We start from the raw sequence: 23003 nt of genomic DNA on the forward strand, positions 1-23003 counted from the left end.
GAGACATGGAAGCGCGTGAGCTGCTTGCCGTCGCCGAGGCCGTCGTCGATGACGCGGAGACCCTGTTCCTGGAGGGGTTCGGCGCGGCGCCGTCCCAGATGAAGTCTCCGAGCGATTTCGCGACCGACGTTGATTTCGCCATCGAATCCCACATCAGGTCCATGCTGGGGGTCATGACGGGCATCCCGGTCATCGGCGAGGAATCAGGTGGGGCCACCTCGGGTACACGCTGGGTCATCGATCCCATCGACGGAACCGCCAATTTTGCGGCCCGAAATCCCATGTGCGCCATCCTTGTCTCGCTCGTGGTGGATGACACCCCGGTCGTGGGACTGACCTCGATGCCCCTGCTGGGAAAACGGCTGACTGCGTTCGAGGGTTCACCCCTGCTGGTCAACGGCCAGCCGCAGCCCCCGCTCCGGGAGAAGTCCCATCTGGTGGCACACGTCGGTTTCAGTTCCATGGCGACCCCGCGCAACGCAGAGTTCCCCTCACAGCTGCGCAGGGATCTCCTCTCCGAACTCACCGATTCCTACCTGCGTCCCAGGATCACGGGTTCGGTCGGTGTCGATCTCGCTTTCACCGCCCAGGGAATCTTCGGCGCCTGCGTATCATTTAGTCCGCATATCTGGGACAACTCGGCCGGAGTCATGCTGGTGCGCGCCGCGGGGGGTGTGGTCACGGACACCGCCGGAGATCAGTGGAAGCCGGGCAGCGGCGTGGTGGCCGGAACGGAGAAGGCCCATGAGATCCTGTTGAGTACGATTGAAAAGGTTCGCATGGAGCATGACTGAATCATGTGGTTTCAAGGTTGAAGAAGGAGAGCAGTGACATGGGCGTTGCAGTACGCGTGATCCCCTGCCTGGATGTGGACAACGGCAGGGTGGTCAAGGGGGTGAACTTTGAGAACCTCAGGGATGCGGGCGACCCGGTTGAACTGGCCAAACGCTATGACTCTGAAGGGGCGGACGAACTGACCTTCCTCGATGTCACAGCCTCCAGGGACGGCCGTGGGACCATGCTCGAGGTGGTGCGGCGGACCGCGGACCAGGTGTTCATCCCGCTCACCGTCGGCGGCGGTATCCGCAGCGAGGAGGATGTGGATCAGCTCCTGCGCGCCGGTGCGGACAAGGTCAGCGTGAACACCTCCGCGATTGCGCGTCCCGAACTGCTGTCGGAGTTGTCCAGGCGTTTCGGTGCCCAGTGCATCGTCCTGTCCGTCGACGCCCGGCGTGTCCCTGCCGGGGGCACCGCACAACCCTCTGGTTTTGAGGTGACCACGCACGGCGGCTCGGTGTCCGCGGGCCTGGATGCCGTTGAATGGGCCCGCCGCGGACAGGAGCTCGGGGTCGGGGAGATCCTGCTCAACTCCATGGACGGCGACGGCACCAAGGAGGGATTCGATCTCGAGCTTTTGGAAAAGGTCAGGGCCGCGGTCAGCATCCCCATCATTGCCTCCGGTGGTGCCGGAAAGGTGGAGGACTTCCCACCCGCCATCCGCGCCGGGGCCAATGCCGTCCTGGCGGCCACGATCTTCCACTTCCGCGAGGTCAGCATCAGGGATGTCAAGACCGCCATCGCGCAGGCAGGATTCGAGGTGCGGCTATGAGCACCGAAAACCCGGCGGGATACGAGCTCGACCCGGCCATCGCCACACGCCTCAAGCTTAACGACGCCGGCCTGATCCCCGTGGTCACCCAGGCCGCGGGGACCGGGGAGGTGCTGATGATGGCGTGGATGGATGTCCATGCACTCGCGTACACTTTGGCCACGCGCCGTGGGACCTACTATTCGCGTTCCCGGAAAGAGTACTGGATCAAGGGCCTGACCTCCGGCAACGTGCAGGAGGTGACCGGAGTCGCGCTCGATTGTGACGGGGACACCGTCCTGCTGACGGTCAATCAGACGGGTGGTGCGTGCCACACCGGCGCCAGGACCTGCTTCGACAATGACGTTCTCCTCTGAAGGGGACAGGTAAGGATACCCTCTATGAAGCCACACGTGCTGTCAGCTCTACTGATCGGTGCTGGAGCCCTCGTGGTATGGATCAGCTCCCGGATGCCGTGGATCACCGTCACGGCCTACGATGACAAGTCGGGGGAGACCACGCAATCCATCGTCGGTGCCACCTGGTCAACCGAGATCATGGCGCTGGCGCTGGTACTTGCCGCGGCCGCGGTGGCGGGACTGGTCCTGCGTCGATTCGGACGCCGGATCATCGGGGTGGTCTCCGCGATCGTTGCAGTGGGTGCCAGCCTCGCCCCGCTCGCCCTGCTCACCGCCGAACCCGACGCGGACCGGGCGCATCAGCTGCTGGCCTCGGGAATCGCTAGCCAACGCGCCAGTGACCCGACGATGCTCTCCGAATGGGCCGAGATCACCGCCATGGATACCCATCCGCTTTCGGCGGTGGTCGCCCTGATCGGGTGCGCCCTCGCGCTTTTCGGTGGGGTGCTGCTGGCCATGCGCCCGGGTATCAACACCCCGCGCAGCAATCAGTATGAACGCAAGGCGGCCAGGGCCGAGAGGATCAGGGTCGATCTCGAGGAGGCCCCCGAGTCCGGACGCGTACTGTGGGATGCTCTCGACGAGGACATTGATCCGACCGAGGGCGGCGGGGGTCCGGCTCGCCGGGGTTAGCCTGCCGGAGCTAGCTCACCGGAATTGAACAGCGGTCCGCCAGATTTCTTCCAATCCCACCCCTCGGGATATTCTAATCAGGGTATTGGGCAGGGAAGGAGGTCTGGTGTGGTGACGGTTGAGAATCGCCTCCTGGCGGATGTGGCCGCGGAGGTGGCGGGCAGGGAAGCCCTGGTGACCTTCCAGGAGGTCAAATCGGCCTCCCGTTCGCCGCATCTGGAATCCCCGAGTGATGTCCGTTCGATGCTCCTCGCCTCGGGTTGCGGGGTTATCACCGCCTTCGACCGCTTCGCCTCGGACTGGCGCGACCACAATGATCCGGGCGATTTCGCATCCCAGGTGGAGGATTCCGGTGCGCTGCTGCTCAGCTACACCATCCGCCGTGCACATTTCGCCGATGGTGTCCGGGATCTGAAGTACATAAGGGAGGTCTGCGGGCTTCCGCTGCTCCTGCATGATCTCATCATCGATCCCTACCAGATTCATGAGGCACGGGTACTCGGTGCGGACGCCCTGGTACTGGCGGTGTGGGCGATGGATCAGGCGAAACTGGAATCACTTCTGGACCGAATTGAATCATTGGGGATGACGGCCCTGGTGGAGGTACACAATCCCCAGGAGGCCAGACGTGCCGTCGATGCGGGGGCATCGGTGCTGGCCATCGACGTCACCGGCTACCGGGGTGAGATGACCCTTCCCGAAGCCTTCGGGGGAATCTGCAGGCAGCTGCCCCGGGAGGTGCTCCGGGTGGCGATGGGGGGATGCTTCACGGCGAAGGAACTGATGCGTTTCGCAGGACACGGCGCTGATGCCGTCTATCTTCCGCACACCGATGTCGCCACCACACGGACCCTGGCGACCGCCGGATCGCACCCGGCGTGCCCATCGAGGTGAGTCCGCCTCCCCTCGGGTAGGGGTTGGGGTCAAAGCTTGTTACATTTGTTCCCATTACTGTTTTCGTTTTCGGGAGGCCTTGAACAACTCGTGGACATCTTGACACTTGCAGCAATCCCGTCGCCTCCCCAGGGAGTGTGGTATCTGGGGCCGATCCCGATCAGAGCTTATGCCCTGTGCATCATCGCCGGAATCATCGTCGCGGTGTGGCTGACCCGCAGGCGCTATGCGGCCAGGGGAGGCAACCCGGAAGTCGTTCTGGACGCGGCGATCGTCGCCGTGCCCGCCGGAATCATCGGTGGGCGTCTCTATCACGTCATCACCGACAACCAGAAGTACTTCTGTTCCGGGTGTAATCCGGTGGATGCGCTGAAGATCACCAACGGTGGCCTGGGAATCTGGGGGGCGGTCATTCTGGGAGGTCTGGCCGTTGCGATTCTGTTCCGGGTGAAGAAGCTCCCGCTGGCGCCCTTCGCTGACGCTGTTGCACCCGCGATCATCCTCGCCCAGGCCATCGGGCGGTTGGGAAACTGGTTCAACCAGGAGCTCTATGGAGCCGAGACCAATGTGCCCTGGGCCCTGGAGATCTACTACCGCGTCGACGACGCCGGCCGGCTGGCACCTGTCACCGGAGTCTCCACAGGCGAGGTCATGGCCACCGTCCACCCGACCTTCCTCTATGAAATTTTGTGGAATCTGCTTGTCTTCGCGCTGCTGATCTGGGTTGATCGGCGGTACAGGATGGGCCATGGAAGGGTCTTCGCCCTCTATGTCGCCGGGTACACCCTCGGACGGTTCTGGATTGAGCAGATGCGTGTGGATGAGGCGACGATGGTCTTCGGATTGCGGATCAACACCCTGGTGTCCGCGGTCGTCTTCGCCGCAGCCGTGATTGTGTTCCTCCTTCTGAAGAAGGGGCGGGAGACACCCTCCGAGGTGGACCCGGCCCACCATGATCGGCTGGCTTCCGGGGAGCCGGCGGGGGGCGACGCCGTGGCGGAAACGGACGCCCCGAGAGGCGCCACAGAGCGTTAGGGAGGATATGTGACTGGAATCGCTTTTGTTTTTTGACATTTCTGATTCCTTTTGCTGACGTCCGTTCGCATCTGGTTTATCCACGTCAACGCCTGTTCGGTCATTGATCGTGATGGGGGTCACAGTGGTGCGGGCGTGCATGTTCATCAAAGTTTAATGGTCACACCAGCAGCCCCGGCGGTGTCGAGGCGCTAAGCTGGTCACCGTGGAAAGAAGAACCAAGATTGTATGCACCCTCGGCCCTGCCGTCGCCAGCGCGGACGGAATCCTGCGCCTCGTGGAAGACGGGATGAACGTAGCCCGACTGAATTTCTCCCACGGTGATCACCCCGATCATGAGCAGAACTACAAATGGGTCCGTGAAGCCACCGACAAGACCGGTCACGCTGTCGGCATTCTGGCCGATCTCCAGGGTCCCAAGATTCGACTGGGTCGATTCAAGGATGGAGCCACCGTCTGGGAAACCGGCGAGACCGTACGGATCACCGTCGATGATGTCCAGGGAACCCACGATCGAGTTTCCACCACCTACAAGAATCTGGCCAAGGACGCCAAGCCGGGTGACCGGCTCCTCGTCGACGATGGCAAGGTTGGTCTGGTCTGTGTCGGCGTCGAGGGAAATGACGTCATCTGCGAGGTCACCGAGGGTGGCCCCGTGTCCAACAACAAGGGCGTGTCCCTGCCCGGGATGGACATCTCGGTGCCCGCCCTGTCCGAGAAGGATATCGCCGATCTGCGGTTCGCACTCAAGCTGGGCGTCGATTTCATCGCCCTGTCCTTCGTGCGTTCCCCCGCCGATGTGGAACTGGTCCACCAGATCATGGACGAGGAGGGTCGTCGCCTGCCGGTGATCGCGAAGCTGGAGAAGCCGGAGGCGGTTGCAGCGCTCGAGTCCATCGTGCTGGCCTTCGACGCGATCATGGTCGCCCGCGGCGACCTCGGTGTGGAGGTCCCACTGGAGGAGGTTCCGCTGGTGCAGAAGCGTGCGATCCAGATCGCACGCGAAAACGCCAAGCCGGTCATCGTGGCCACCCAGATGCTTGATTCGATGATTGAGAATTCGCGCCCGACGCGCGCCGAGGCCTCGGACGTGGCAAACGCCGTCCTCGATGGCGCTGACGCCGTGATGCTCTCCGGTGAGACCTCGGTGGGCAAGGACCCGCACAACGTGGTCCGGACCATGTCCCGCATTGTGCGTTTCGCGGAGACCGATGGCCGCGTGCCGGATCTGACCCACATTCCGCGCACCAAGCGCGGCGTGATCTCCTACTCCGCCCGTGACATCGCCGAGCGGCTCAACGCCCGGGCACTGGTGGCGTTCACCACCTCCGGTGACACCGCCAAGCGCCTGGCACGTCTGCACTCACACCTGCCTCTGCTGGTGTTCACCCCGAGTCCAGCGGTGCGCTCCCAGCTCGCGCTTACCTGGGGTGCCGAGACCTTTCTCTGCCCAAAGGTTGACGACACCGACGCGATGATGCGTGAGGTTGACCGTGCGCTGCTGGCAATGGATGAGTACAACAGGGACGACATGATGGTCGTCGTGGCCGGTTCACCCCCCGGAGTCACCGGCAACACCAACATGATCCACGTCCATCTTCTCGGCGAGGACACCCGCGCACCCAGGTAGTGGGGATTCAGGGGCAATGGCACCGACAGGTTAACCTGCCGGTGCCATTTTTCGTGGGTGCGGGAGGGTAGGGACGCGGGGGCAGCGGTGCTGCCTGAGAAATTAGTTGACACGGCAATTAAAATGGACTAAACATGAATAACGTATCAACAAAAATCCCCCTGTGAACGGACAAGCCATCATGAACACTCACAACCCGAAGATCAATCCCTCCACCACCATGGATGCCGTTACCCTCCGCGTCGGTGATCTGGAGAATATGAGCACCTACTACGCCTCAATCCTCTCCCTCGAGCCTATCGAGGAGAGGGCGCGCGGGAGGCAGGTCCACCGCGTTCTGGGGCGAAACGGCGTGCCCCTTCTCCGACTCATCGGAACCCCCGACCTGCCGCCGGTTCGGCAGAACCAGGCAGGGCTCTACCACACGGCCTTCCTCTTCGAGTCGCAGGAGAGCCTCGCGGCAACCGTATACCGCACGGCACAGGATCCGCGCTCGTCCTTTGCCGGTTCCTCCGACCACCTGGTTTCGGAGGCCTTCTACTTCACTGATCCGGAGGGCAACGGCATCGAGCTCTACGTGGACCGCCCACGCGAGTCCTGGGTCTACGGACCCCAGGGCAATGTCGATATGACCACCGTCCACCTGGATCCCAACGTCTACCTCTCGCAGCACCTGCAGGAGTCTGTGCTGGAATCCACCGATGTCCTGCCCGCCTCAATCGGCCATGTCCACCTCCAGGTGGGCAGCGTCGAGCAGGCCAGGGAGTTCTACGTCGACCGACTCGGCTTCGATCTCACCAACGCCTTCCCCGGGGCGCTGTTCGCTTCAGCCGGTGGATACCACCACCATGTGGCGATGAACACATGGAACTCCGGTGGTGCCGGTCCCCGCGCGGCAACTCTCGGCCTCGCCGACGTCGCAGTGACCGTGCCGCTGCGCAGCGACCTCGACGCACTGGTTGACAGGCTCAGGGGCTGGGAGTTCGCAGACAACGGGACCTCGGTGACCACCGCCGATCCCTGGGGCACCCAGCTGAGCATCTCGCTGCCGGAGACATCCGCAGAGGAGCTCCTGGAGCGCTGAACCTTCCGACCGCAAACCTTTTTCCACCTTTAGGTAGCAGGAGCACTTGCCACCGGCTACATTGAGGAGCGTGAAATCAGTCGGCACAGTACAGTTCAGTAATCAGATCCCCACTCAGTTAGAGCCCCTGGTTCAACTGGCACACAACTTGCGCTGGTCATGGCGCGAAGAGGCGAAACAGCTGTTCCGGGATATCTCACCTGAACTCTGGCACTCCCTCGGTGAGGACCCCAAACAGACGCTCATCCAGACCCCGGCATCACGCCTGCGCGAGCTGGCCTCCGATGATGAGTTCCTCGGGCGGCTCAACGATGAGTCCCAGAATCTCAGCGAGTACCTCAGCGATGAGCTCTGGTACCAGAAAACCGCCTCCAATCCGGAGCGCGCCCATGATCCGATCGTGGCCTACTTCTCAATGGAATTCGGTATCCACCCGACCCTGCCCATCTATTCGGGTGGCCTCGGCGTCCTTGCCGGCGACCACATGAAGTCCGCCTCCGATCTCGGAGTTCCGCTGATCGGTGTCGGTCTGCTCTACACCCACGGCTACTTCACCCAGTCGCTGACCGGCGATGGTTGGCAGGAAGAGTCCTACTACTATCACAATCCCAAGGACCTCCCCATCGAGGCGGTCAGGGACGCCTCCGGCAGGCAGGTCACCGTTTCCGTCGCGTTCCCCGAGGGGCGCGACATCACCATCGCGCTCTGGGTGGCCAACGTCGGGCGGATCCCGCTGCTCCTGCTCGACACCAACATCCCGGAGAACCCCGAGGATATGCGCACGGTCACGGACCGTCTCTACGGAGGCGACGCCGAGCACCGCATCAAGCAGGAGCTCGTCCTCGGTGTCGGTGGCGTCCGCGCGGTCAATGCTTTCTGCAACGCCCGTGGGCTGGCCAATCCCTCGGTCGCACATCTCAATGAGGGACACGCGGGCTTCCTGACCCTGGAGCGCATCCGCGAACGCATCGCCGCCGGAATGGACTACGCCTCGGCGCTGGAGCAGGTCAGGGCCTCCAACATCTTCACCACCCACACCCCGGTCCCCGCCGGCATCGACCGCTTCGATATGTCACTGGTCCGCCGCTACCTGGGCGAGGGTCTTCCCGAGAACCTGCAGCTGTGCCCCGGGGTTCCGATCGCCAATGCTATCGATCTCGGCCGCGAGAGCGACCCGAACCGCTTCAACATGGCGCATATGGGCCTGCGGGCGTCGCAGCACGCGAACGGTGTGGCGAAGCTCCATGGCGAGGTGTCCCGCGAGATGTTCGCAAGCCTGTATCCCGGATACGACCCGCGTGAGGTCCCCATCGGACATGTTACCAACGGCGTGCACCTGCCGACCTGGGTCAAGCCCGAGATGATGGAACTGATCGAACGGGTCTCCGGCGGAGCCGACCTGGCCGTCGTTGATTCCTGGGACAGCCCCGACGCCGTGACCCCCGCCAAACTGTGGGAGGTACGGAACAAGCTTCGCGCGGATCTGGTCGAGGTCGCCAGGGAGGCCACTCACAAGTCCTGGGCGCACCGCGGACACACCGAGGCCCAGCTGGCGTGGACCCGCCGCGTTCTCGATCCGGAGATCCTGACCATCGGTTTCGCCCGTCGCGTGTCCACCTACAAGCGACTGACCCTGATGCTGCGCAACCCCGAGCGTCTGCGTTCGATCCTGCTCAACCCCGAGCGCCCCGTCCAGTTCGTCATCGCGGGCAAGGCCCACCCCCACGACATGGGTGGAAAGAAGCTGATGCAGGAGATCGTCCACTTCGCCGATCAGGCGGGTGTGCGTGACCGTTTCCTCTTCCTGCCCGACTACGACATCAATCTCGCCAGCTACCTGATCTCGGGCACCGACGTGTGGTTGAACAACCCCGTCCGGCCCCAGGAGGCCTCCGGTACCTCGGGAATGAAGGCCGTGATGAACGGTGGACTGACGCTGTCGATCTCCGACGGCTGGTGGGATGAGATGCCCAAGGACGAGACGGGATGGACGATCCCGACCGTCGAGTCGCAGGACTTCGAGTTCCGGGATCAGCTTGAGGCCCAGGCACTCTATGACCTGCTGGAGAACGAGATCGCGCCACTGTTCTACGACCGCGACGCGACGGGAATTCCGCACCGCTGGCTCGATCTGGTCCGCACCTCATGGACGACCCTGTCCCCGCTGGTCACCTCGACCCGCATGGTGCGCGACTACACCGACGGCTACTACCGTCCCACCAGGCATCAGGCCGCGTTGATCGAGGATCGCCAGGCCGCGACCGCTTACGCCACCTGGCTCGAGCGGATCCATCAGGGATGGCAGAACATCGCCCTCTCCGATCTGCGGATCAACGGCACCCCGGTGAATGAGGTCGCAGGTGCAGCCACCGACGCCGAGGTCGAGGTCAGCGTCAGCGTTGAGCTCGGATTGCTGTCGGACGGCGAGGTTCGGGTGCAGGCGCTGGTCGGCCCCATCGATGACTTCGGAACGATCACCGCCCCGACGGTCTATGATCTCACCGATGATGGTGAGGGCACCTACACCGGACGAATCTCCTCCGATTTGCCCGGGCGCTTCGGGTACACCGCCCGAGTCGTTCCCTCTAATGAGATGCTGGTCAATCCCGCTGAAACCGGATTGGTCACCTACTACCAGGGCTAGGACTCTAGGTGTACTGACCCGGAGCGTTGTTGACGTAGGAGAGACCTCCGTAGTCGAGTTGGAGCTGTCTAGGTTCTCAACTCGATCCCACGGAGGTCTCTCGTGTCCCACTTTAATGCCCGGCTGACTCCGGCTGGCAGGTTGATCATGGTCCAGCGCATCCAGTCGGGTCGTGCGGTCGCGCATGTCGCGGCGGAAATGGGTATCTCGCGCACGACGGCGTGGCGGTGGTGGCGCCGGTTCCGGGAACACGGCCCGGCAGGTTTGCAGGATCGTTCGAGCGTGGCCCGCTCGCACCCGCATCGCACGGGCGTGTGTGTGGAGACGCGGGTGCGGATCATGCGTCACCTCACACGTCGCGGTCCGGTGTTCATCGCGGGCAAGCTCGGCCTGCATGCCTCAACGGTGGGGCGTGTGCTGCGCCGCCACCACGTCCCGCTGCTACGGGAGCTGGACCCAGTCACCGGGGCCGTGATCCGCGCGACCCGCCGATCCGCGCGACGCTACGAGCACGACCATCCAGGCTTACTGATCCACATCGATGTGAAGAAACTCGGCCGCATCCCTGATGGCGGCGGGTGGCGTCTGCACGGCCGTGGCGAACGCCCGAAACGCAAGCGCGGCCTTGGCTACGACTACGTCCACACCGTCATCGACGACCACTCCCGTCTCGCCTACGCGGAGATCCATGACGACGAGAAAGGCACGACAGCGGCCGGGGTTCTCGAACGCGCGATCGCGTTCTACGCAGCCTTCGGGGTCACGGTCGAACGGGTGATCAGTGACAATGCGTTCGCCTACCGCCACTCGACCGCATTCCGGGACGTGATCAACGCGCACGGCATCGGGCAGAAGTTCATCAAACCCCACTGCCCCTGGACGAACGGGAAAGTCGAGAGACTAAAACCGCACCATCGCGACCGAGTGGGCCTATGCGAGACCCTGGACCTCCAACGAGGACCGAACTGCCGGCTTGACGACCTGGCTCGACTACTACAATCTAGACAGAGCCCACCTCGGCATCGGAGGCAAGACCCCCATCGACCGAATCAACAACGGTCGAGGTCAGTACATCTAGGTCCTGACCAGGTAGGTCAGCACCGCCGCCGCTGCGGCCCTGGTCGAGGCGGTGACGGTGGGGAGGTAGTCGGGGAGAAAGTTGCCCATGTGGTTGCCCGGAACATCCAGGGCCACCCGGTCAGCGGCTTCGGCCTCCTCCCACTGCTGACGTGGTGTCACCCCGACGGTCCAGAAGAGATAGGGGGCGTTGAACGCATGGGGGATCGAGGGGAAGTCCTCGGATGCCGTCCATCGCGATGCGGTGATCGAGTCCTTCCCGAAGACGGCATTGAAAGTGTGCCGCACCTTGGAAAACACCTCGGAATCATTGTCGGTGAGCTCCCCGTGCCCTGAGTAGGCGATTTCGGGCTCCTCCTCAATCCCGGAGGCCGCGCATTCGGCGCGAACCACCCTGTCGATGGCGCGGTAGACCTTGCGCTTGACGGTGTCATTGTAGAAGCGGCAATTGAGCACCAGTTTCGCCTCCCCGGGGATGGTGTTGTTGGTGTTGCCCGATTGCAGGGTTCCCACGGAGATCACCGCGAAATCCTCCGGCGAGACCTCACGGCCGACGATCCCCTGGAGACGGACCACGATCATCGCCGCCGCGTAGGTGGGATCGATGGAGTTGTGCGGCATCGACCCGTGGGCGCTGCGTCCCCTGATGGTGATGGTGATGGAATCGCATGCCGCCAGCGCGGGCCCCGGCATGCTCATGACGGCGCCTGCGGGGCCGGGAACGACGTGCTGGCCGAAGCAGACATCGGGGCGGGGTACGCGCTCGACCAGGCCATCGGAAACCATCGCCAGTGCCCCGAGCGCGTTCTCCTCGGAGGGTTGGAAGAGTGCGATGAATGTGCCCTCCCAGGCATCACGGCGGGCATCCATCAGGGCGCATGCACCGAGCAGGGCGGTGGTGTGCATGTCGTGACCGCAGGCGTGCATCACCGGGACGGCGTTGCCGTCGAGTTGGCGCATCCGGGTGGACGCCCACGGGACCCCTGTTGTCTCCCTGACCGGGAGGCCGTCGAAATCCGCGCGCATGAGGGCAACGGGTCGATCCTCCACGGCACCGTTTCGGAAGATCCCGACCACTCCGAAACCCCCGATAGGGGCGATGATCTCGCAATCGAACCCTTCGAGTTGACGCTGGATCGTGCGGGAGGTCTCCGATTCGAATCCGGACAATTCGGGGCGTTCGTGGAGATCCCGGTACAGGGCCTCCTGCCAGGACAGATCGACGCCGTGGTCATTGAGGATATCGGAGATAAGGCTCATGGCCTCCGATACTAGTTGTTGTTGAGCAGGGGATTGTACTTGAGGCTATTGCGTTCCACGGAGCATTCCGTGGCAATCCTGATGCCCCCGGCGATCATTCCGGCCTCGCGCAGTTGGTAGAGCCGTTTGACCACGCGGTCACGGATATTCTGCGGGGACAGGGTATTGAGGTAGATCTTCGTGCCCCCCTCGAACCCCGCGAGGGTGGACACCCGCCACTTGATCAGGACCCGCCAGGGCATGGGAATGTCAACGTCGATGGGTTTGTGGTGCCATTCCTCATTGCAGGCGACGTCCGCCCCCGCCGCGGCGTGGCAGGCGTGTATGAGGTCGCTCATCGCGGTGACCTCCGGGATGCTCTGCAGCCACGGTTCTGCCACGGGGGAGCGGGAATAGATTTCCAGGGTCGGGTAGCGGTGCCCGAATCCGGCGAAGGCCACGGCATGGTCATTCTCTGCGATGATCAGATTCTGGTACCCCGCATAGTCGACCGCCCATTCGTTGTACATGTTGGGGTTCTGGCGCAGGTTCGCGATCTCCAGGTTCGACTGGTTGCCGCGCTCGTCGATGGCCACCAGTTGCTTGTGCAGATGGTCGAAGGAGGCGCCGGCCGGTTTCAGCCAGTTCTGGAATGCCACCACGTAGGGTGCGTAGCGGTTGCGTTTGTAGAGATCGCGGATTCCATCCACGGTGAACCTGATGAAGGCGGCGTGCTCCTCGGGGGTGAGCGTGCCGGAGGACGCCAGTTGGCTGTCGTCGACGGCGTCGTCGGTGAAATGCCGGCGGGCGATGATCACATCGTGACCGCCCGCGAAGTACCCGGGCGCATGCTCGAGCAACTCCGCGGTTCCCAGCGTCGAGGGGTCCTCACCCGAGGCGCGCATCCGGGTGCGCACGATCGCCAGCACGTGGTCGAGTCCGGCGGGATCCTCCAGGTAGGCCAGCATCCGTTCCGCGGTCCGTGGATCCATCTCGAAGCCGAAGTTCTGGTGCCAGTAGTCGTAGGAAACGATCTCGAAGAGGTTGGGTACTCGCCTGAACTCCGGCACCGATTCCGTGACCTGCGCTGGAAGGAGTGAATCGAGTTGGACCCAGGAGCCGTCGGCAGCGCGTTCCAGGCGTGACTTCTCCGGCGGAGTGGACAGGAGGTTTCCCGCGCAGAAGGCGCAGAAGGTCTCGTGGTCGGTTTCCTCGAGGGGGCGGGGGTGGGGAGCGGGATGCGACAACGGTCGGTTGCCACGTCCGGGGACGGTCCAGACTTCGGTGCCGGTGAAGGGGTTGACCTGCTTGACTGTGCCGTCTGCCATTGTCCTGATGGGGGTGGGACGGGTGCGGAAAGGGCTGTTCATAGTGTCCACGCTATTGGCTAAGGTGTCCTCATGCCGAAGATTCAGTTTGATGTTCTTGTTCCCGACACCGAATCCATCGATATGGCGGGCCGATTCACCAGGGTCGCCGGACTGCTCACCGACAAGGGGTTGATCGGCCCGGCCGCGGTGATCCACGATCCGGTTCCGTCGTTGGCCGATGGTGTCGAGGACCAGTTGCGCCAGACCTACCGCGATGAGCATGAGGATGCGGGGATGGAGGATGCCTCCGTCAACCGGTACATCGTGGATGTGCCCGAGGTCAGAACGTCCGTCAACCAGGTGACCATGATCTTCTCCCGCCTGCTCACGCCGGCGGCCGACCTGCCCAAGGACGCGTTCCTGCTCGAGCAGGAAACGCTCTACGAGGTGCCCGCGAACTATCCCTGGAGCGTGGAGATCATCCGCTGAGCTATCTCGCGTCCGGCTGACCGCAGTTGCTTTTCGACGCCCACCCCCGGCTCCAGCTCCACCGCCAGCAGATCGTCGGGAAGCGACCCCTCAATGATGCCCGCGGCCACCGCGAGCGGTGTGCCCGCGGCCGCGGTCAGCGCGTGCAGCGTCCCCACCACCTTGCCGGTGAAGGACTGTGAGTCCAGGCGTCCCTCACCGGTAATCACCAGATCCGCGGTGGGTATCAGCTCCTCGACGCCGGTGGCGCGCGCAATCAGCGGTGCGCCGGGCAGGATGTGGATGTGCTCGGCGCTGCCGTGAATCAGGGTGGACAACCAGGTGATGCCGATGGCGACGCCTCCGGCGGCGCCCATGCCCGGCAGCGTACCGTCGACCCCGAGGACGGAGCACAGGTGCGCCAGGGAGGCGTCGAGACGCATCACCTCCGCCGGAGTCGCCCCCTTCTGCGGCCCGAACACCGCGGCGGAGCCGGTGGGGCCGGTGGCAGGGGAGCTGACGTCGGTGAGCAGGATCCACTCCACCGCGGCCGCGCGGATGTTGAGCTCGGCGATATCCACATTGTCCAGGTTGATCAGATCGGCTCCACCCTTGGGCAGCGCGTATCCGGCCCTGTCCCGCAGAACTGCGCCCAGTGCCGTGAGAATGCCGCTGCCGCCGTCCGTGGTTGCGGAACCGCCCAGTCCCAGCATGACGCGGGTCGCGTCGCGGCTGACCGCATCGGCTATGAGAACCCCGGTTCCATAGGTGTCGCCGGTGGTGGGAACCGGCTGCGACGCGACCGCGGGGAGTCCGGAGGCCGCGGCGACATCGATGTAGGCGGTCCCGCTTGCGGCATCGAAGGTGTAGCTGGCTTCAACGAGCCGTCCGGCGGCGTCGGTGGTGGGCAGGGTTATGGTCTGGCCATGAAAGATCTCGGAGCTGCCCTCTCCGCCGTCCGCCATCGGCGCCAGCGTGATATCGGCATCGGGAAGCACCTCGCGCACGCCCTCGGCCAGCAGCTCGGCGGCCTGGGTGGCGGTAGCCGTGCCCTTGAAGGAATCGGGTGCAATGACAATGGTGGGGCGGCGGTTCATTGGTCTCTGCCTTTCGCAGGTGGTCTGGCGTACCGTCCAAGTCTCCCAAATTCCACGCCGCGGGGGTGCCGCGGGGCCGCGGTATTAAGACCAGTTGTGGCGGTGGTATGGGAAAACGGGGGAGGTGGTTGAAGTTTGCGGTGCTCAGGGGCATCCACGGTGGTGCCGGGGGTGGACAGGGGCTGCACTGTGGTCTTATACACGATGGCTCACAATCCTCCTGCGTGACGATTGACAAGCTGGTACTATTCCTGTGAGTTAAGCCATCCGTCTGATGGAGTTGCTCTTTTCAGCTCCGCTGAATTAAAACTATTAACCGTTAGGTTTAATGTCACTTGCAGGTGCTCGCGCGGAAAAAGCCGGGTGCCTGTCTGTGCTGAAGATGGGAACGTCGAAATCATGAATGTTGATCAGCAGGTCTCCGACTATTACGACATGTTGCTCAGGCGCAACGCGGGCGAGCCGGAGTTTCACCAGGCCGTGGCTGAAGTTCTCGAGTCTCTGAAGATCGTTCTCGAGAAGGACCCGCACTACGCCGACTATGGCCTGATTCAGCGCCTCTGTGAGCCGGAGCGTCAGCTCATCTTCCGCGTACCGTGGGTCGATGACAATGGCCAGGTGCAGGTCAACCGTGGTTTCCGTGTCCAGTTCAACTCGGCACTAGGGCCCTACAAGGGCGGGCTGCGGTTCCATCCCTCGGTCAACCTCGGAATCGTCAAGTTCCTCGGCTTCGAGCAGATCTTCAAGAACTCCCTGACCGGACTGCCCATCGGTGGCGGCAAGGGAGGATCCGACTTCGATCCCAAGGGCAAGTCCGATCTCGAGATCATGCGCTTCTGCCAGTCCTTCATGACCGAGCTTCATCGTCACATCGGCGAGTACCGCGACGTCCCCGCTGGCGACATCGGCGTGGGTGGACGCGAGATCGGATACCTTTTCGGTCAGTACCGCAGGCTGGCCAACAGGCACGAATCCGGTGTCCTCACCGGCAAGGGTCTGACCTGGGGCGGCTCCCTTGTTCGCACCGAGGCCACCGGATACGGCGCCGTGTACTTTGTCAACGAAATGATCAAGGCACAGGGTGAGACCCTCGAGGGCAAGCGGGTCATCGTTTCGGGCTCGGGCAATGTGGCAACCTACGCGATCCAGAAGGCGCAGGAACTCGGTGCCACCGTCGTTGGATTCTCCGACTCAAGCGGTTGGGTATCCACCCCCAACGGCGTGGATGTGGAGAAGCTGCGCGACATCAAGGAGGTCCGTCGCGCGAGGGTCACCGAGTACGTCGCTGAAGTCGATGGTGCGGACTATCACACGGACGGGTCCATCTGGGACCTTGAATGTGACATCGCCCTGCCCTGCGCCACTCAGAATGAGCTCAACGGGGAACACGCCAAGAAGCTTGCGGACAACGGCTGCCGCTATGTTGCCGAGGGTGCGAACATGCCCTCCACCCCCGAGGCAGTCGAGGTCTTTCGCGAGAGGGGCGTCCGCTTCGGTCCGGGCAAGGCCGCCAATGCCGGTGGTGTGGCCACCTCCGCACTCGAGATGCAGCAGAACGCCTCCAGGGATTCATGGTCCTTCGAGTACACCGACGAGCGACTGCATCGCATCATGACCAACATCTTCCACACCTGCGCCAAGACCGCCGCAGATTATGGACACGAGCACGACTATGTCATCGGTGCCAATATCGCCGGATTCAAGAAGGTGGCGGACGCGATGCTCGCGCAGGGCGTCATTTAGCTATCTCTTGCCTCGGCCCCATCACGGCGACGTGGTGGGGCCGTTGTCGTTTCCGGCCAGGGATGTGCCGGTCGAGTCCGCTGGTGGCGCCCGCTGGTGGCGCCCGCTTAGCATGGCCGCGCTTCCGGGAGTCCGGACAGGTAGAGTACTGACAGTATTTGTTCAGTTTTCTGGCGGGGTGTGGACAGCCGGGGTGAGGTTTTGCGGGTCCTGGGGTTTGTGTCGACCGTTTTCGGTCTTTGCCCCGGTTATCTTCTTTGGGTCAGTTCCGGGGTGCGGGGTGCGGCGATGGCTCGTTCCGCGGGACTGGCCGGCCACGCTCTCCCGGGAGAATGATAGTTTTTGTTCAGCTTTCTTGCGGTGTGTGGACAGCCGGGGTGAGGTTTTGCGGGTCCTGGGGTTTGTGTCGACGGTTTTCGGACTTTGCCCCGGTTATCTTCTTTGGGTCAGTTCCGGGGTGCGGGGCGCGGCGATGGCTCGTTCCGCGGGACTGGCCGGCCACGCTCTCCCGGGAGAATGATAGTTTTTGTTCAGCTTTCTTGCGGGGTGTGGACAGCCGAGGTGAGGTTTTGCGGGTCCTGGGGTTTGTGTCGACGGTTTTCGGACTTTGCCCCGGTTTTCCTCGGTGTCCGACTCTCGGTTCCATCCGAAGTCCTTAAACCCCAATCACCTGGAGTCGCTACAGATAGCTACAGATCGCCATACATCGCTAGAGATCGCCCAAGCCCCGCCGTGTTCACTCCGCGGTCGGCCCGGCAGGCGTTGACTGCACCTTTCGCGGTGAGGGGGAGGGCGTGGTGCAATCCCCGTGCCGCGGGAACTGAGTAGGCTGGGTTCCCATGTACCGTGTATTCGAGGCCCTAGATGAACTTGTCCAGACCGTCGGACGTGCCTACGGCGTACCGATGACCTCTAATTGCGTCGTTCCGCGCCAAGAGGTCCTTACGTTGCTCGATGACCTCCGTGACGCCCTTCCCGCTGAACTCGATGATGCCCAGGACGTGCTCGATCACCGGGACAGCATCATCCGTGACGCGGAGGAGAAAGCCCGTGCGCTGGTCGATGATGCCGAAGCGGAGGCCCGCGATCTGCTCGCCCGGGCGCATGAGGAGTCCGATGCCATGGTCGAGGACGCTACAAATCATGCGAATTCCGTGGTGGCCAAGGCGAATGACACCGCTGACCGTACGGTCCACGATGCACGTCGTGAGGCGGATGCCGTCACTGAGCGCGCGCAGTCGGAGGCGGATCGACTCGTCCAGAGCGGAAACGAATCCTATCGACGGGCGGTCGAGGAGGGGCAGGCGGAGCAGGAGCGCCTGATCAGTGAGTCTGAGGTTGTGAGGCGTTCGAATGACGAGGCGCACCGCATCGTCGCCGCGGCACACGCAGATTCCAACAAGTTGCGCGGTGAATGCGACGAGTATGTCGACTCCAAACTGGCCGAGTTTGAGACCTCGTTGTCCACCACGCTGCGCAGCGTCTCAGCGGACCGGACCGCTCTCAGGCGTGGAGCCGGCGCGGCCGGGTCGGGTGCGGACCGCTCCGCTGATTACGGTGAGCGCGGCGGCCGGCGGGACTACTGATTCGAGGCCGATCAACCTGTCGATGTATATGATCGCGCGGCACTGCGGGTAGGATATGCCACGTCATGAAATCTCCTTTTGTTTTTGATGTCGCAGCTGTGCTGCGCGGTAACGGTCTCCCGGAACATCGCACGCAGTCGGGTTCGAGCCCGGCTCGGATCGGACCGGAGATGATCGCCATTCCCGAGGGTGGCGATGTCGTCGTCGACGCCGTTCTGAGTTCCCTCGGCGGCGGCATTCTCGTCGAAGCGGATGTGCGCGCCACCCTCAGCGGCCAGTGCTCGCGTTGTCTCAGGGAAATCACCCCCGAGTTCACCCTGCATGTCTCAGAGGTTTTTGCCGCCTCCGATGACTTCATCACCGGCGAGGCGGCTGAGGATGAGGATGAGCTGCCCAGGGTGGACCGGGATCAGATCGATCTGCTCCAGTCGGTCCTGGATGAGGCCGGACTCAACCTTCCCTTCAACCCGACCTGCGGGCGCTTCGGCTACCCCGGTTGTGACGAGGCCTCGGTGCCCGCTCCGGACGGCGAGTCCGATGGCGAATCGGGGATGGTCGGCGAGGAGAAGGTCGATCCCAGGTGGTCGGGCTTGGAGAAGTTCCTGTGACCCGGAGAAAGAGCCGGCTCACAGGTGAGGAGGCGCTGAACGAGGCCTTCGATTCAGTTGATCATGTGCCCCTGCTGGAAAGCCTCGGTGTCGAGCTGGATCGCGATCTGCTGATCCTCGCACTGACCCACCGTTCCTTTGCCAACGAGAACGGCACACTGCCCAACAACGAGCGCCTGGAGTTTCTCGGCGACGCTGTGCTGGGGCTCTCGGTTGCCAACAAGCTCTATGAGTTGCACCCGAGTCGCCCGGAGTCCGATATCTCCAAGATGCGGGCGTCGATTGTCAGCCGCTACGGTTTGGCCGATGTGGCCAGGGAGATCGACCTCGGAAAGTTCATTCTCCTGGGCAAGGGAGAGCTGCTCACGGAGGGGCGCGGCAAGGATTCCATTCTCGCCGATACCACTGAGGCGCTGCTGGGAGCGGTGTTTCGTCAGCACGGTTTCGAGACTGCACGCGGAGTAGTGCTCCGCCTCTTCGCCGACAAGCTAGCCCATGCCACGGCCAGAGGCATCCACCAGGATTGGAAGACCACCCTGCAGGAGGAGCTGGCGCACCGGAAGCGGCCCATGGCCGAGTACGTTGCCAGTTCCGAGGGGCCGGATCATGATCAGGTGTTTACCGCCCTCGCCACCGTCGAGGGCGAGGAGATGGGAAGGGGAGTGGGACCCAACAAGAAGCTGGCCGAACAGGAGGCCGCGCACCAGGCTTATCGCAAGCTGAGAGAGAAGCGTGCCTGAACTTCCGGAGGTCGAGGTTGTCCGGCGCGGGTTGGACGCCAACCTTGTCGGGCACCGCATCACGGCGGCCCACGTGCTGCATCCGAGGGCGGCACGCAATCAACCGGGTGGTGCCCCGGAGATCGAGACGAGCCTCGACGGCTTGACGGTCACCGCCGCGCGCCGGCGCGGCAAATTCTGCTGGCTGTTGCTTGCCGACACCACCCCCGGCAGCCACCGGGCACCACACACGGAGCTCGCGCTGCTTGTGCACCTGGGGATGAGCGGACAAATGCTGGTGAAGACCCCCGGCGCTGAAACTTCCCCCCACCTGCGGGCCTACCTCGAACTCGACGACGGCAAGCAGATCTGGTTCGTCGATCAGCGCACCTTCGGCTACTGGTGGGTGGGTCCGGTACGCGACGGGGTGCCCGAACGTGTGGCCCATATCGCCATGGATCTCCTCGACCAGAACCTTGACGTTCATGCCGCGGCCCGGCTGCTGAAATCCAGGCCGACGGAGATCAAGCGCCTTCTGCTCAACCAGGAGATCGTTTCGGGAATCGGCAACATCTACGCCGATGAAATGCTCTGGGAGGCCGGGATCCACCCCATGCAGAATGCGAGCCGTGTCTCTTTGAACCGCCTCCGCGGGCTCCTGATGTCGGGCATCGAGGTGATGAATCGCGCCCTGGCGGAGGGCGGGACATCCTTTGACTCCCTCTACATCAACGTCAACGGCAACTCGGGCTACTTCAGCAGGAGTCTGCAGGCCTACGGGCGCACGGGGAAGCCGTGCCTGCGCTGCGGCACGGCGCTTCGTCGCATCGTGATCGGCGGGCGCTCCTCGCACTTCTGCCCGCGCTGCCAGCGGCGACGCTGATGTTGAAACAATCACATGGTGGGTGCTGCGATTTCGGGTTAGGCGAGGCCTACGGAGCACCATGCTGTTGAGTCGCTCACCCACGGCAATGGTTGCTCCGCCGGGGTGACATGGGTGAAACTGAGGTTCTGGGACTGGCGCCGCCGGAGAATCCCGGCGATTCTCTTTTTGTCAGCGGTGATGAGTCACTCATCTCGCTCGATGAAGAGGTGATCGCCCCCTGATTCGATGAGCACTGTGGTCAACTCGATCAGTCATGGCCGTCAGGCTTGCTGGTCGGGGAGGCCTTTCGCGATCCACACGGTCACGCGCAGATCGAGTTCGCACCTCCCGGAGGGAGTTTCCCCGCGGCGGATGTAGCGTTCGCTCTTGAAATGGTTGCGACGCCGCCCGGCTTTCTTGAGGCTGCGAAGCGATTTCCCTGTGACGGGAGGCGATGGTGGTGATGCTGCCGTCGCAGCAACGACGTAGTCTCGCGCTTTGGACTCGTTAACGAATACGCGGTCACCGGGCGAGAAAGCCAAAGGAGGTGCTGGATGCTACTGGTTTGAGCGGTGATGAGCGAGTTCAAGCTCGATGAACGCGCCGATCATTGCACGGTGGGTGTCTTCGGTGGCGTCTGGCGATGCACCCGCCGAGCCTGCGAGCGATCGCACCGTATCAATCACTGCTTCGACTAGGGCAGGTGCACGCACGCCATCCTCATCTTTCTTGAGAGTGCCCGCGATCAGCTGCACCAGCCGTTGGTCAATCCCATCAATTGCAGATCGCACTTCGTTGAGGGTCGGTAATTTTTCCGAATCCATGACTTCCCTGTAATGGCGAGCTCCGGGAGTAATACGTGGACACGTCGAGATAAGAGATGACAGAATGAATGAAATCTGCTTTGACAGGCGGGGTACTTTCGCCGATCCTTCCAGGTTTATGATCGCGGGGGGTGAGCCTGCGATCGTTGCGGAACCCTCATCGGGTGGATCCCTTTCGCCCGGCGCTCCTCTCACTGCTGCGCGCGCCGCCAGCAGAGGTTCCGGGACCGCGTGGCTTCTCCCTGCCGGGAAGGAGCCTCGCCAGCATCTGACTGATGATCGCGCCGGGGATCAGGACGAATGCGCCCCGGACGAAGTCCAGTGTTTCCAGAGGAGGACCAGCGAGTTGGAGTTCCCTCCGCGCGGCAACGACTGCGGGGAGCATTATCGGGACCGCGGTGGCGACACCGGCCGTGTAGCGACGTAGTCCGGCTGAAGCTGCCAGATGCGTGTAGACGTGACCCTCGAGACCCGCCAGCACCGCGCGGTACATCCGGGACCGGCCACCGGTCCTGTATCCCCGCCAGCAGGCCGTGGCCACAATTGCACCCATGATCCCGACTGCCGTCCAGGACTGGTGTGCGTCGATACGCAGATGCTCGATTCCGGTACGGTTCGCCAGATCGTCACATGTCGCCGGGAATGCCAGGGCCTCCTCCACGTCGTGGATAGCCCAGGCAATGAATAGCACTTCCGGCCCGCGAACCCTCATACGAGAATCTTAGGTGCCGCAACATGGAGCCGCGCCAAGTTCGGCTAGGGACGCACCGATGACAGGATCACCACCGGGGCGACGGCGTCGAGGATGGTGCAGGGGATCGACCGTGCCAGGGGAAGTGTCGCGCAGTTGACCCATTCCTGTGTGCCGACGACGGACTCGCGGAAGCGGAAGAGCTCGGAGAGGAGGGTGGTTTCCTGACCGCGGTCGAGACCGGTCGATGTCATGGGAGGGCCGTCGACCATGGGGTTGGATGGAATGTGGCTTGATGTGTCCGCGGACGCTGCCGGGGCGGCGACAGCGATGGCAATGGCACAACCGGCCGTGGCGGTCAGGGACCTGAGTCTCGTCATGGGGGCTCCTTGGGGAATTGGGTTTGATCGGTGTTGATCAGGCTAACTGAAGAATGGGGCCACGGTGCGGGAACATGGATTCCGGAGGGTGTTCGCGTGCCCTTTCCCCGATGTTCCGCCGTGTTGTGGAATGCTTGGGGCCAGCTGATCGATGCGCGAGGGATGGGAGAACATAAGATGCCGGACGTCAGACTCACCGCATTCGTCCACGGCCGTGTCCAGGGTGTGGGCTTCCGCTGGTGGACCAGATCCCAGGCACTGGAGCTCGGGATCAGCGGCTCGGCGACGAACCTGGATGACGGCAGGGTCTGTGTCGTGGCGGAGGGAACGCGGGCGCAGTGCGAGGAACTGCTCACCCGGTTGTCCGAACACCCGAGCCGGCACAACCGGGCGGGGAGGGTCACCACGGTGGTGGAGCAGTGGGGATCCCCGCGTGGCGTCAAGGGCTTCACCGAACGCTAGACTCTGA

Annotated in this window: 22 protein-coding genes and 1 pseudogene; 17 read left to right on the top strand and 6 right to left on the bottom strand. The window is 63.3% G+C overall.

Translation table 11 applies throughout. The annotated features are described in order from the left end of the window. The first annotated feature begins 5 nt into the window (after positions 1–5). From B7E02_RS06700 to B7E02_RS06745, 10 genes and pseudogenes are all read left to right on the top strand, one after another. Complete coding sequence (locus B7E02_RS06700) at positions 6–794, top strand: inositol monophosphatase family protein (RefSeq protein WP_080794172.1); 789 nt, start codon at positions 6–8, stop codon at positions 792–794. 38 nt (positions 795–832) lie between these two features. Further along, the gene (gene hisF, locus B7E02_RS06705) at positions 833–1609 is read left to right on the top strand and encodes an imidazole glycerol phosphate synthase subunit HisF (RefSeq protein WP_080794174.1); all 777 of its coding nucleotides are present in this window, start codon (positions 833–835) and stop codon (positions 1607–1609) included. Beyond that, on the top strand, positions 1606–1965 hold the full coding sequence (hisI, locus tag B7E02_RS06710; protein WP_080794176.1) for a phosphoribosyl-AMP cyclohydrolase: 360 nt from the start codon (positions 1606–1608) through the stop codon (positions 1963–1965). The genes hisF and hisI overlap by 4 nt, the downstream gene beginning before the upstream one ends. Positions 1966–1989: 24 nt before the next feature. After that, on the top strand, positions 1990–2640 hold the full coding sequence (locus B7E02_RS06715; RefSeq protein ID WP_080794178.1) for a TIGR02234 family membrane protein: 651 nt from the start codon (positions 1990–1992) through the stop codon (positions 2638–2640). 111 nt (positions 2641–2751) lie between these two features. After that, positions 2752–3534, top strand: a complete 783-nt coding sequence (locus tag B7E02_RS06720; protein WP_245802183.1) for a beta/alpha barrel domain-containing protein — start codon at positions 2752–2754, stop codon at positions 3532–3534. 99 nt (positions 3535–3633) lie between these two features. Then, positions 3634–4569, top strand: coding sequence for a prolipoprotein diacylglyceryl transferase (lgt, locus tag B7E02_RS06725; protein ID WP_143336705.1), 936 nt, complete (start codon positions 3634–3636; stop codon positions 4567–4569). A 205-nt stretch (positions 4570–4774) separates the two neighbouring features. Beyond that, positions 4775–6199 carry a pyruvate kinase gene (gene pyk / locus B7E02_RS06730; RefSeq protein WP_080794184.1) on the top strand — a complete coding sequence of 475 codons (1425 nt, stop codon included), beginning with the start codon at positions 4775–4777 and terminating at the stop codon, positions 6197–6199. A gap of 181 nt (positions 6200–6380) precedes the next feature. Continuing rightward, complete coding sequence (locus B7E02_RS06735) at positions 6381–7283, top strand: VOC family protein (protein ID WP_080794497.1); 903 nt, start codon at positions 6381–6383, stop codon at positions 7281–7283. A gap of 70 nt (positions 7284–7353) precedes the next feature. Next, complete coding sequence (gene glgP, locus B7E02_RS06740) at positions 7354–9927, top strand: alpha-glucan family phosphorylase (RefSeq protein WP_080794186.1); 2574 nt, start codon at positions 7354–7356, stop codon at positions 9925–9927. A gap of 102 nt (positions 9928–10029) precedes the next feature. Beyond that, a pseudogene (locus tag B7E02_RS06745) lies at positions 10030–11005 on the top strand (IS481 family transposase). Here the strand turns inward: B7E02_RS06745 and B7E02_RS06750 are convergent. Further along, positions 11002–12264 carry an amidohydrolase gene (locus tag B7E02_RS06750; RefSeq protein WP_080794188.1) on the bottom strand — a complete coding sequence of 421 codons (1263 nt, stop codon included), beginning with the start codon at positions 12262–12264 and terminating at the stop codon, positions 11002–11004. The pseudogene B7E02_RS06745 and the gene B7E02_RS06750 overlap by 4 nt on opposite strands. Positions 12265–12275: 11 nt before the next feature. Continuing rightward, positions 12276–13613, bottom strand: coding sequence for a DUF4921 family protein (locus B7E02_RS06755; protein WP_080794189.1), 1338 nt, complete (start codon positions 13611–13613; stop codon positions 12276–12278). Positions 13614–13643: 30 nt separating this feature from the next. On the opposite strand from B7E02_RS06755, the gene B7E02_RS06760 reads away from it, so the two are divergent. Further along, positions 13644–14042: a hypothetical protein gene (locus tag B7E02_RS06760; RefSeq protein WP_080794191.1), complete on the top strand. Its 399-nt coding sequence runs from the start codon at positions 13644–13646 to the stop codon at positions 14040–14042. On the opposite strand, the gene B7E02_RS06765 is transcribed toward B7E02_RS06760, so the two are convergent. Beyond that, the gene (locus tag B7E02_RS06765; RefSeq protein WP_080794192.1) at positions 14012–15118 is read right to left on the bottom strand and encodes a glycerate kinase; all 1107 of its coding nucleotides are present in this window, start codon (positions 15116–15118) and stop codon (positions 14012–14014) included. The two genes, B7E02_RS06760 and B7E02_RS06765, sit on opposite strands and share 31 nt — an antisense overlap. A 399-nt stretch (positions 15119–15517) precedes the next feature. Here B7E02_RS06765 and gdhA point away from each other — a divergent pair, with 399 nt between their 5' ends. The 5 genes from gdhA (at position 15518) to mutM (ending at position 20657) form a co-directional block, all read left to right on the top strand. Continuing rightward, on the top strand, positions 15518–16861 hold the full coding sequence (gdhA, locus tag B7E02_RS06770) for an NADP-specific glutamate dehydrogenase (protein WP_080794193.1): 1344 nt from the start codon (positions 15518–15520) through the stop codon (positions 16859–16861). 839 nt (positions 16862–17700) lie between these two features. Continuing rightward, positions 17701–18447, top strand: a complete 747-nt coding sequence (locus B7E02_RS06775; protein WP_080794195.1) for an ATP synthase subunit B family protein — start codon at positions 17701–17703, stop codon at positions 18445–18447. A 65-nt stretch (positions 18448–18512) separates the two neighbouring features. Next, complete coding sequence (locus tag B7E02_RS06780; protein ID WP_080794196.1) at positions 18513–19055, top strand: YceD family protein; 543 nt, start codon at positions 18513–18515, stop codon at positions 19053–19055. After that, complete coding sequence (gene rnc, locus B7E02_RS06785) at positions 19052–19795, top strand: ribonuclease III (RefSeq protein ID WP_080794198.1); 744 nt, start codon at positions 19052–19054, stop codon at positions 19793–19795. The genes B7E02_RS06780 and rnc overlap by 4 nt, the downstream gene beginning before the upstream one ends. Beyond that, complete coding sequence (gene mutM, locus B7E02_RS06790; RefSeq protein WP_080794200.1) at positions 19788–20657, top strand: bifunctional DNA-formamidopyrimidine glycosylase/DNA-(apurinic or apyrimidinic site) lyase; 870 nt, start codon at positions 19788–19790, stop codon at positions 20655–20657. The genes rnc and mutM overlap by 8 nt, the downstream gene beginning before the upstream one ends. A 539-nt stretch (positions 20658–21196) precedes the next feature. Here mutM and B7E02_RS06795 read toward each other — a convergent pair. From B7E02_RS06795 to B7E02_RS06805, 3 genes are all read right to left on the bottom strand, one after another. Next, positions 21197–21463, bottom strand: a complete 267-nt coding sequence (locus B7E02_RS06795) for a chorismate mutase (RefSeq protein ID WP_080794201.1) — start codon at positions 21461–21463, stop codon at positions 21197–21199. Positions 21464–21620: 157 nt separating this feature from the next. Beyond that, a complete protein-coding gene (locus tag B7E02_RS06800) occupies positions 21621–22154 on the bottom strand; it encodes an HXXEE domain-containing protein (RefSeq protein WP_179129672.1) in 534 nt (177 codons plus the stop codon). Between the two features lie 65 nt (positions 22155–22219). Beyond that, positions 22220–22534, bottom strand: coding sequence for a hypothetical protein (locus tag B7E02_RS06805; RefSeq protein WP_080794206.1), 315 nt, complete (start codon positions 22532–22534; stop codon positions 22220–22222). Positions 22535–22711: 177 nt separating this feature from the next. Between B7E02_RS06805 and B7E02_RS06810 the strand changes: the two genes are divergently transcribed. Beyond that, positions 22712–22996: an acylphosphatase gene (locus B7E02_RS06810; protein WP_080794499.1), complete on the top strand. Its 285-nt coding sequence runs from the start codon at positions 22712–22714 to the stop codon at positions 22994–22996. The last annotated feature ends 7 nt before the right edge of the window (positions 22997–23003 follow it).

Source organism: Corynebacterium pacaense (genome assembly GCF_900169525.1).
GTDB classification, from domain to species: Bacteria; Actinomycetota; Actinomycetes; order Mycobacteriales; family Mycobacteriaceae; genus Corynebacterium; species Corynebacterium pacaense.

Excerpts from the sequence above, each read along its gene's own strand:
- B7E02_RS06700 (WP_080794172.1), top strand. The coding sequence starts at position 6 with ATGGAAGCGCGTGAGCTGCTTGCCGTCGCCGAGGCCGTCGTCGATGAC.
- hisF (WP_080794174.1), top strand. The coding sequence starts at position 833 with ATGGGCGTTGCAGTACGCGTGATCCCCTGCCTGGATGTGGACAACGGC.
- hisI (WP_080794176.1), top strand. The coding sequence starts at position 1,606 with ATGAGCACCGAAAACCCGGCGGGATACGAGCTCGACCCGGCCATCGCC.
- B7E02_RS06715 (WP_080794178.1), top strand. The coding sequence starts at position 1,990 with ATGAAGCCACACGTGCTGTCAGCTCTACTGATCGGTGCTGGAGCCCTC.
- B7E02_RS06735 (WP_080794497.1), top strand. The coding sequence starts at position 6,381 with ATGAACACTCACAACCCGAAGATCAATCCCTCCACCACCATGGATGCC.
- B7E02_RS06750 (WP_080794188.1), bottom strand. The coding sequence starts at position 12,264 with ATGAGCCTTATCTCCGATATCCTCAATGACCACGGCGTCGATCTGTCC.
- B7E02_RS06755 (WP_080794189.1), bottom strand. The coding sequence starts at position 13,613 with ATGAACAGCCCTTTCCGCACCCGTCCCACCCCCATCAGGACAATGGCA.
- B7E02_RS06760 (WP_080794191.1), top strand. The coding sequence starts at position 13,644 with ATGCCGAAGATTCAGTTTGATGTTCTTGTTCCCGACACCGAATCCATC.
- B7E02_RS06765 (WP_080794192.1), bottom strand. The coding sequence starts at position 15,118 with ATGAACCGCCGCCCCACCATTGTCATTGCACCCGATTCCTTCAAGGGC.
- gdhA (WP_080794193.1), top strand. The coding sequence starts at position 15,518 with ATGAATGTTGATCAGCAGGTCTCCGACTATTACGACATGTTGCTCAGG.
- B7E02_RS06775 (WP_080794195.1), top strand. The coding sequence starts at position 17,701 with ATGTACCGTGTATTCGAGGCCCTAGATGAACTTGTCCAGACCGTCGGA.
- B7E02_RS06780 (WP_080794196.1), top strand. The coding sequence starts at position 18,513 with ATGAAATCTCCTTTTGTTTTTGATGTCGCAGCTGTGCTGCGCGGTAAC.
- B7E02_RS06795 (WP_080794201.1), bottom strand. The coding sequence starts at position 21,463 with ATGGATTCGGAAAAATTACCGACCCTCAACGAAGTGCGATCTGCAATT.
- B7E02_RS06805 (WP_080794206.1), bottom strand. The coding sequence starts at position 22,534 with ATGACGAGACTCAGGTCCCTGACCGCCACGGCCGGTTGTGCCATTGCC.
- B7E02_RS06810 (WP_080794499.1), top strand. The coding sequence starts at position 22,712 with ATGCCGGACGTCAGACTCACCGCATTCGTCCACGGCCGTGTCCAGGGT.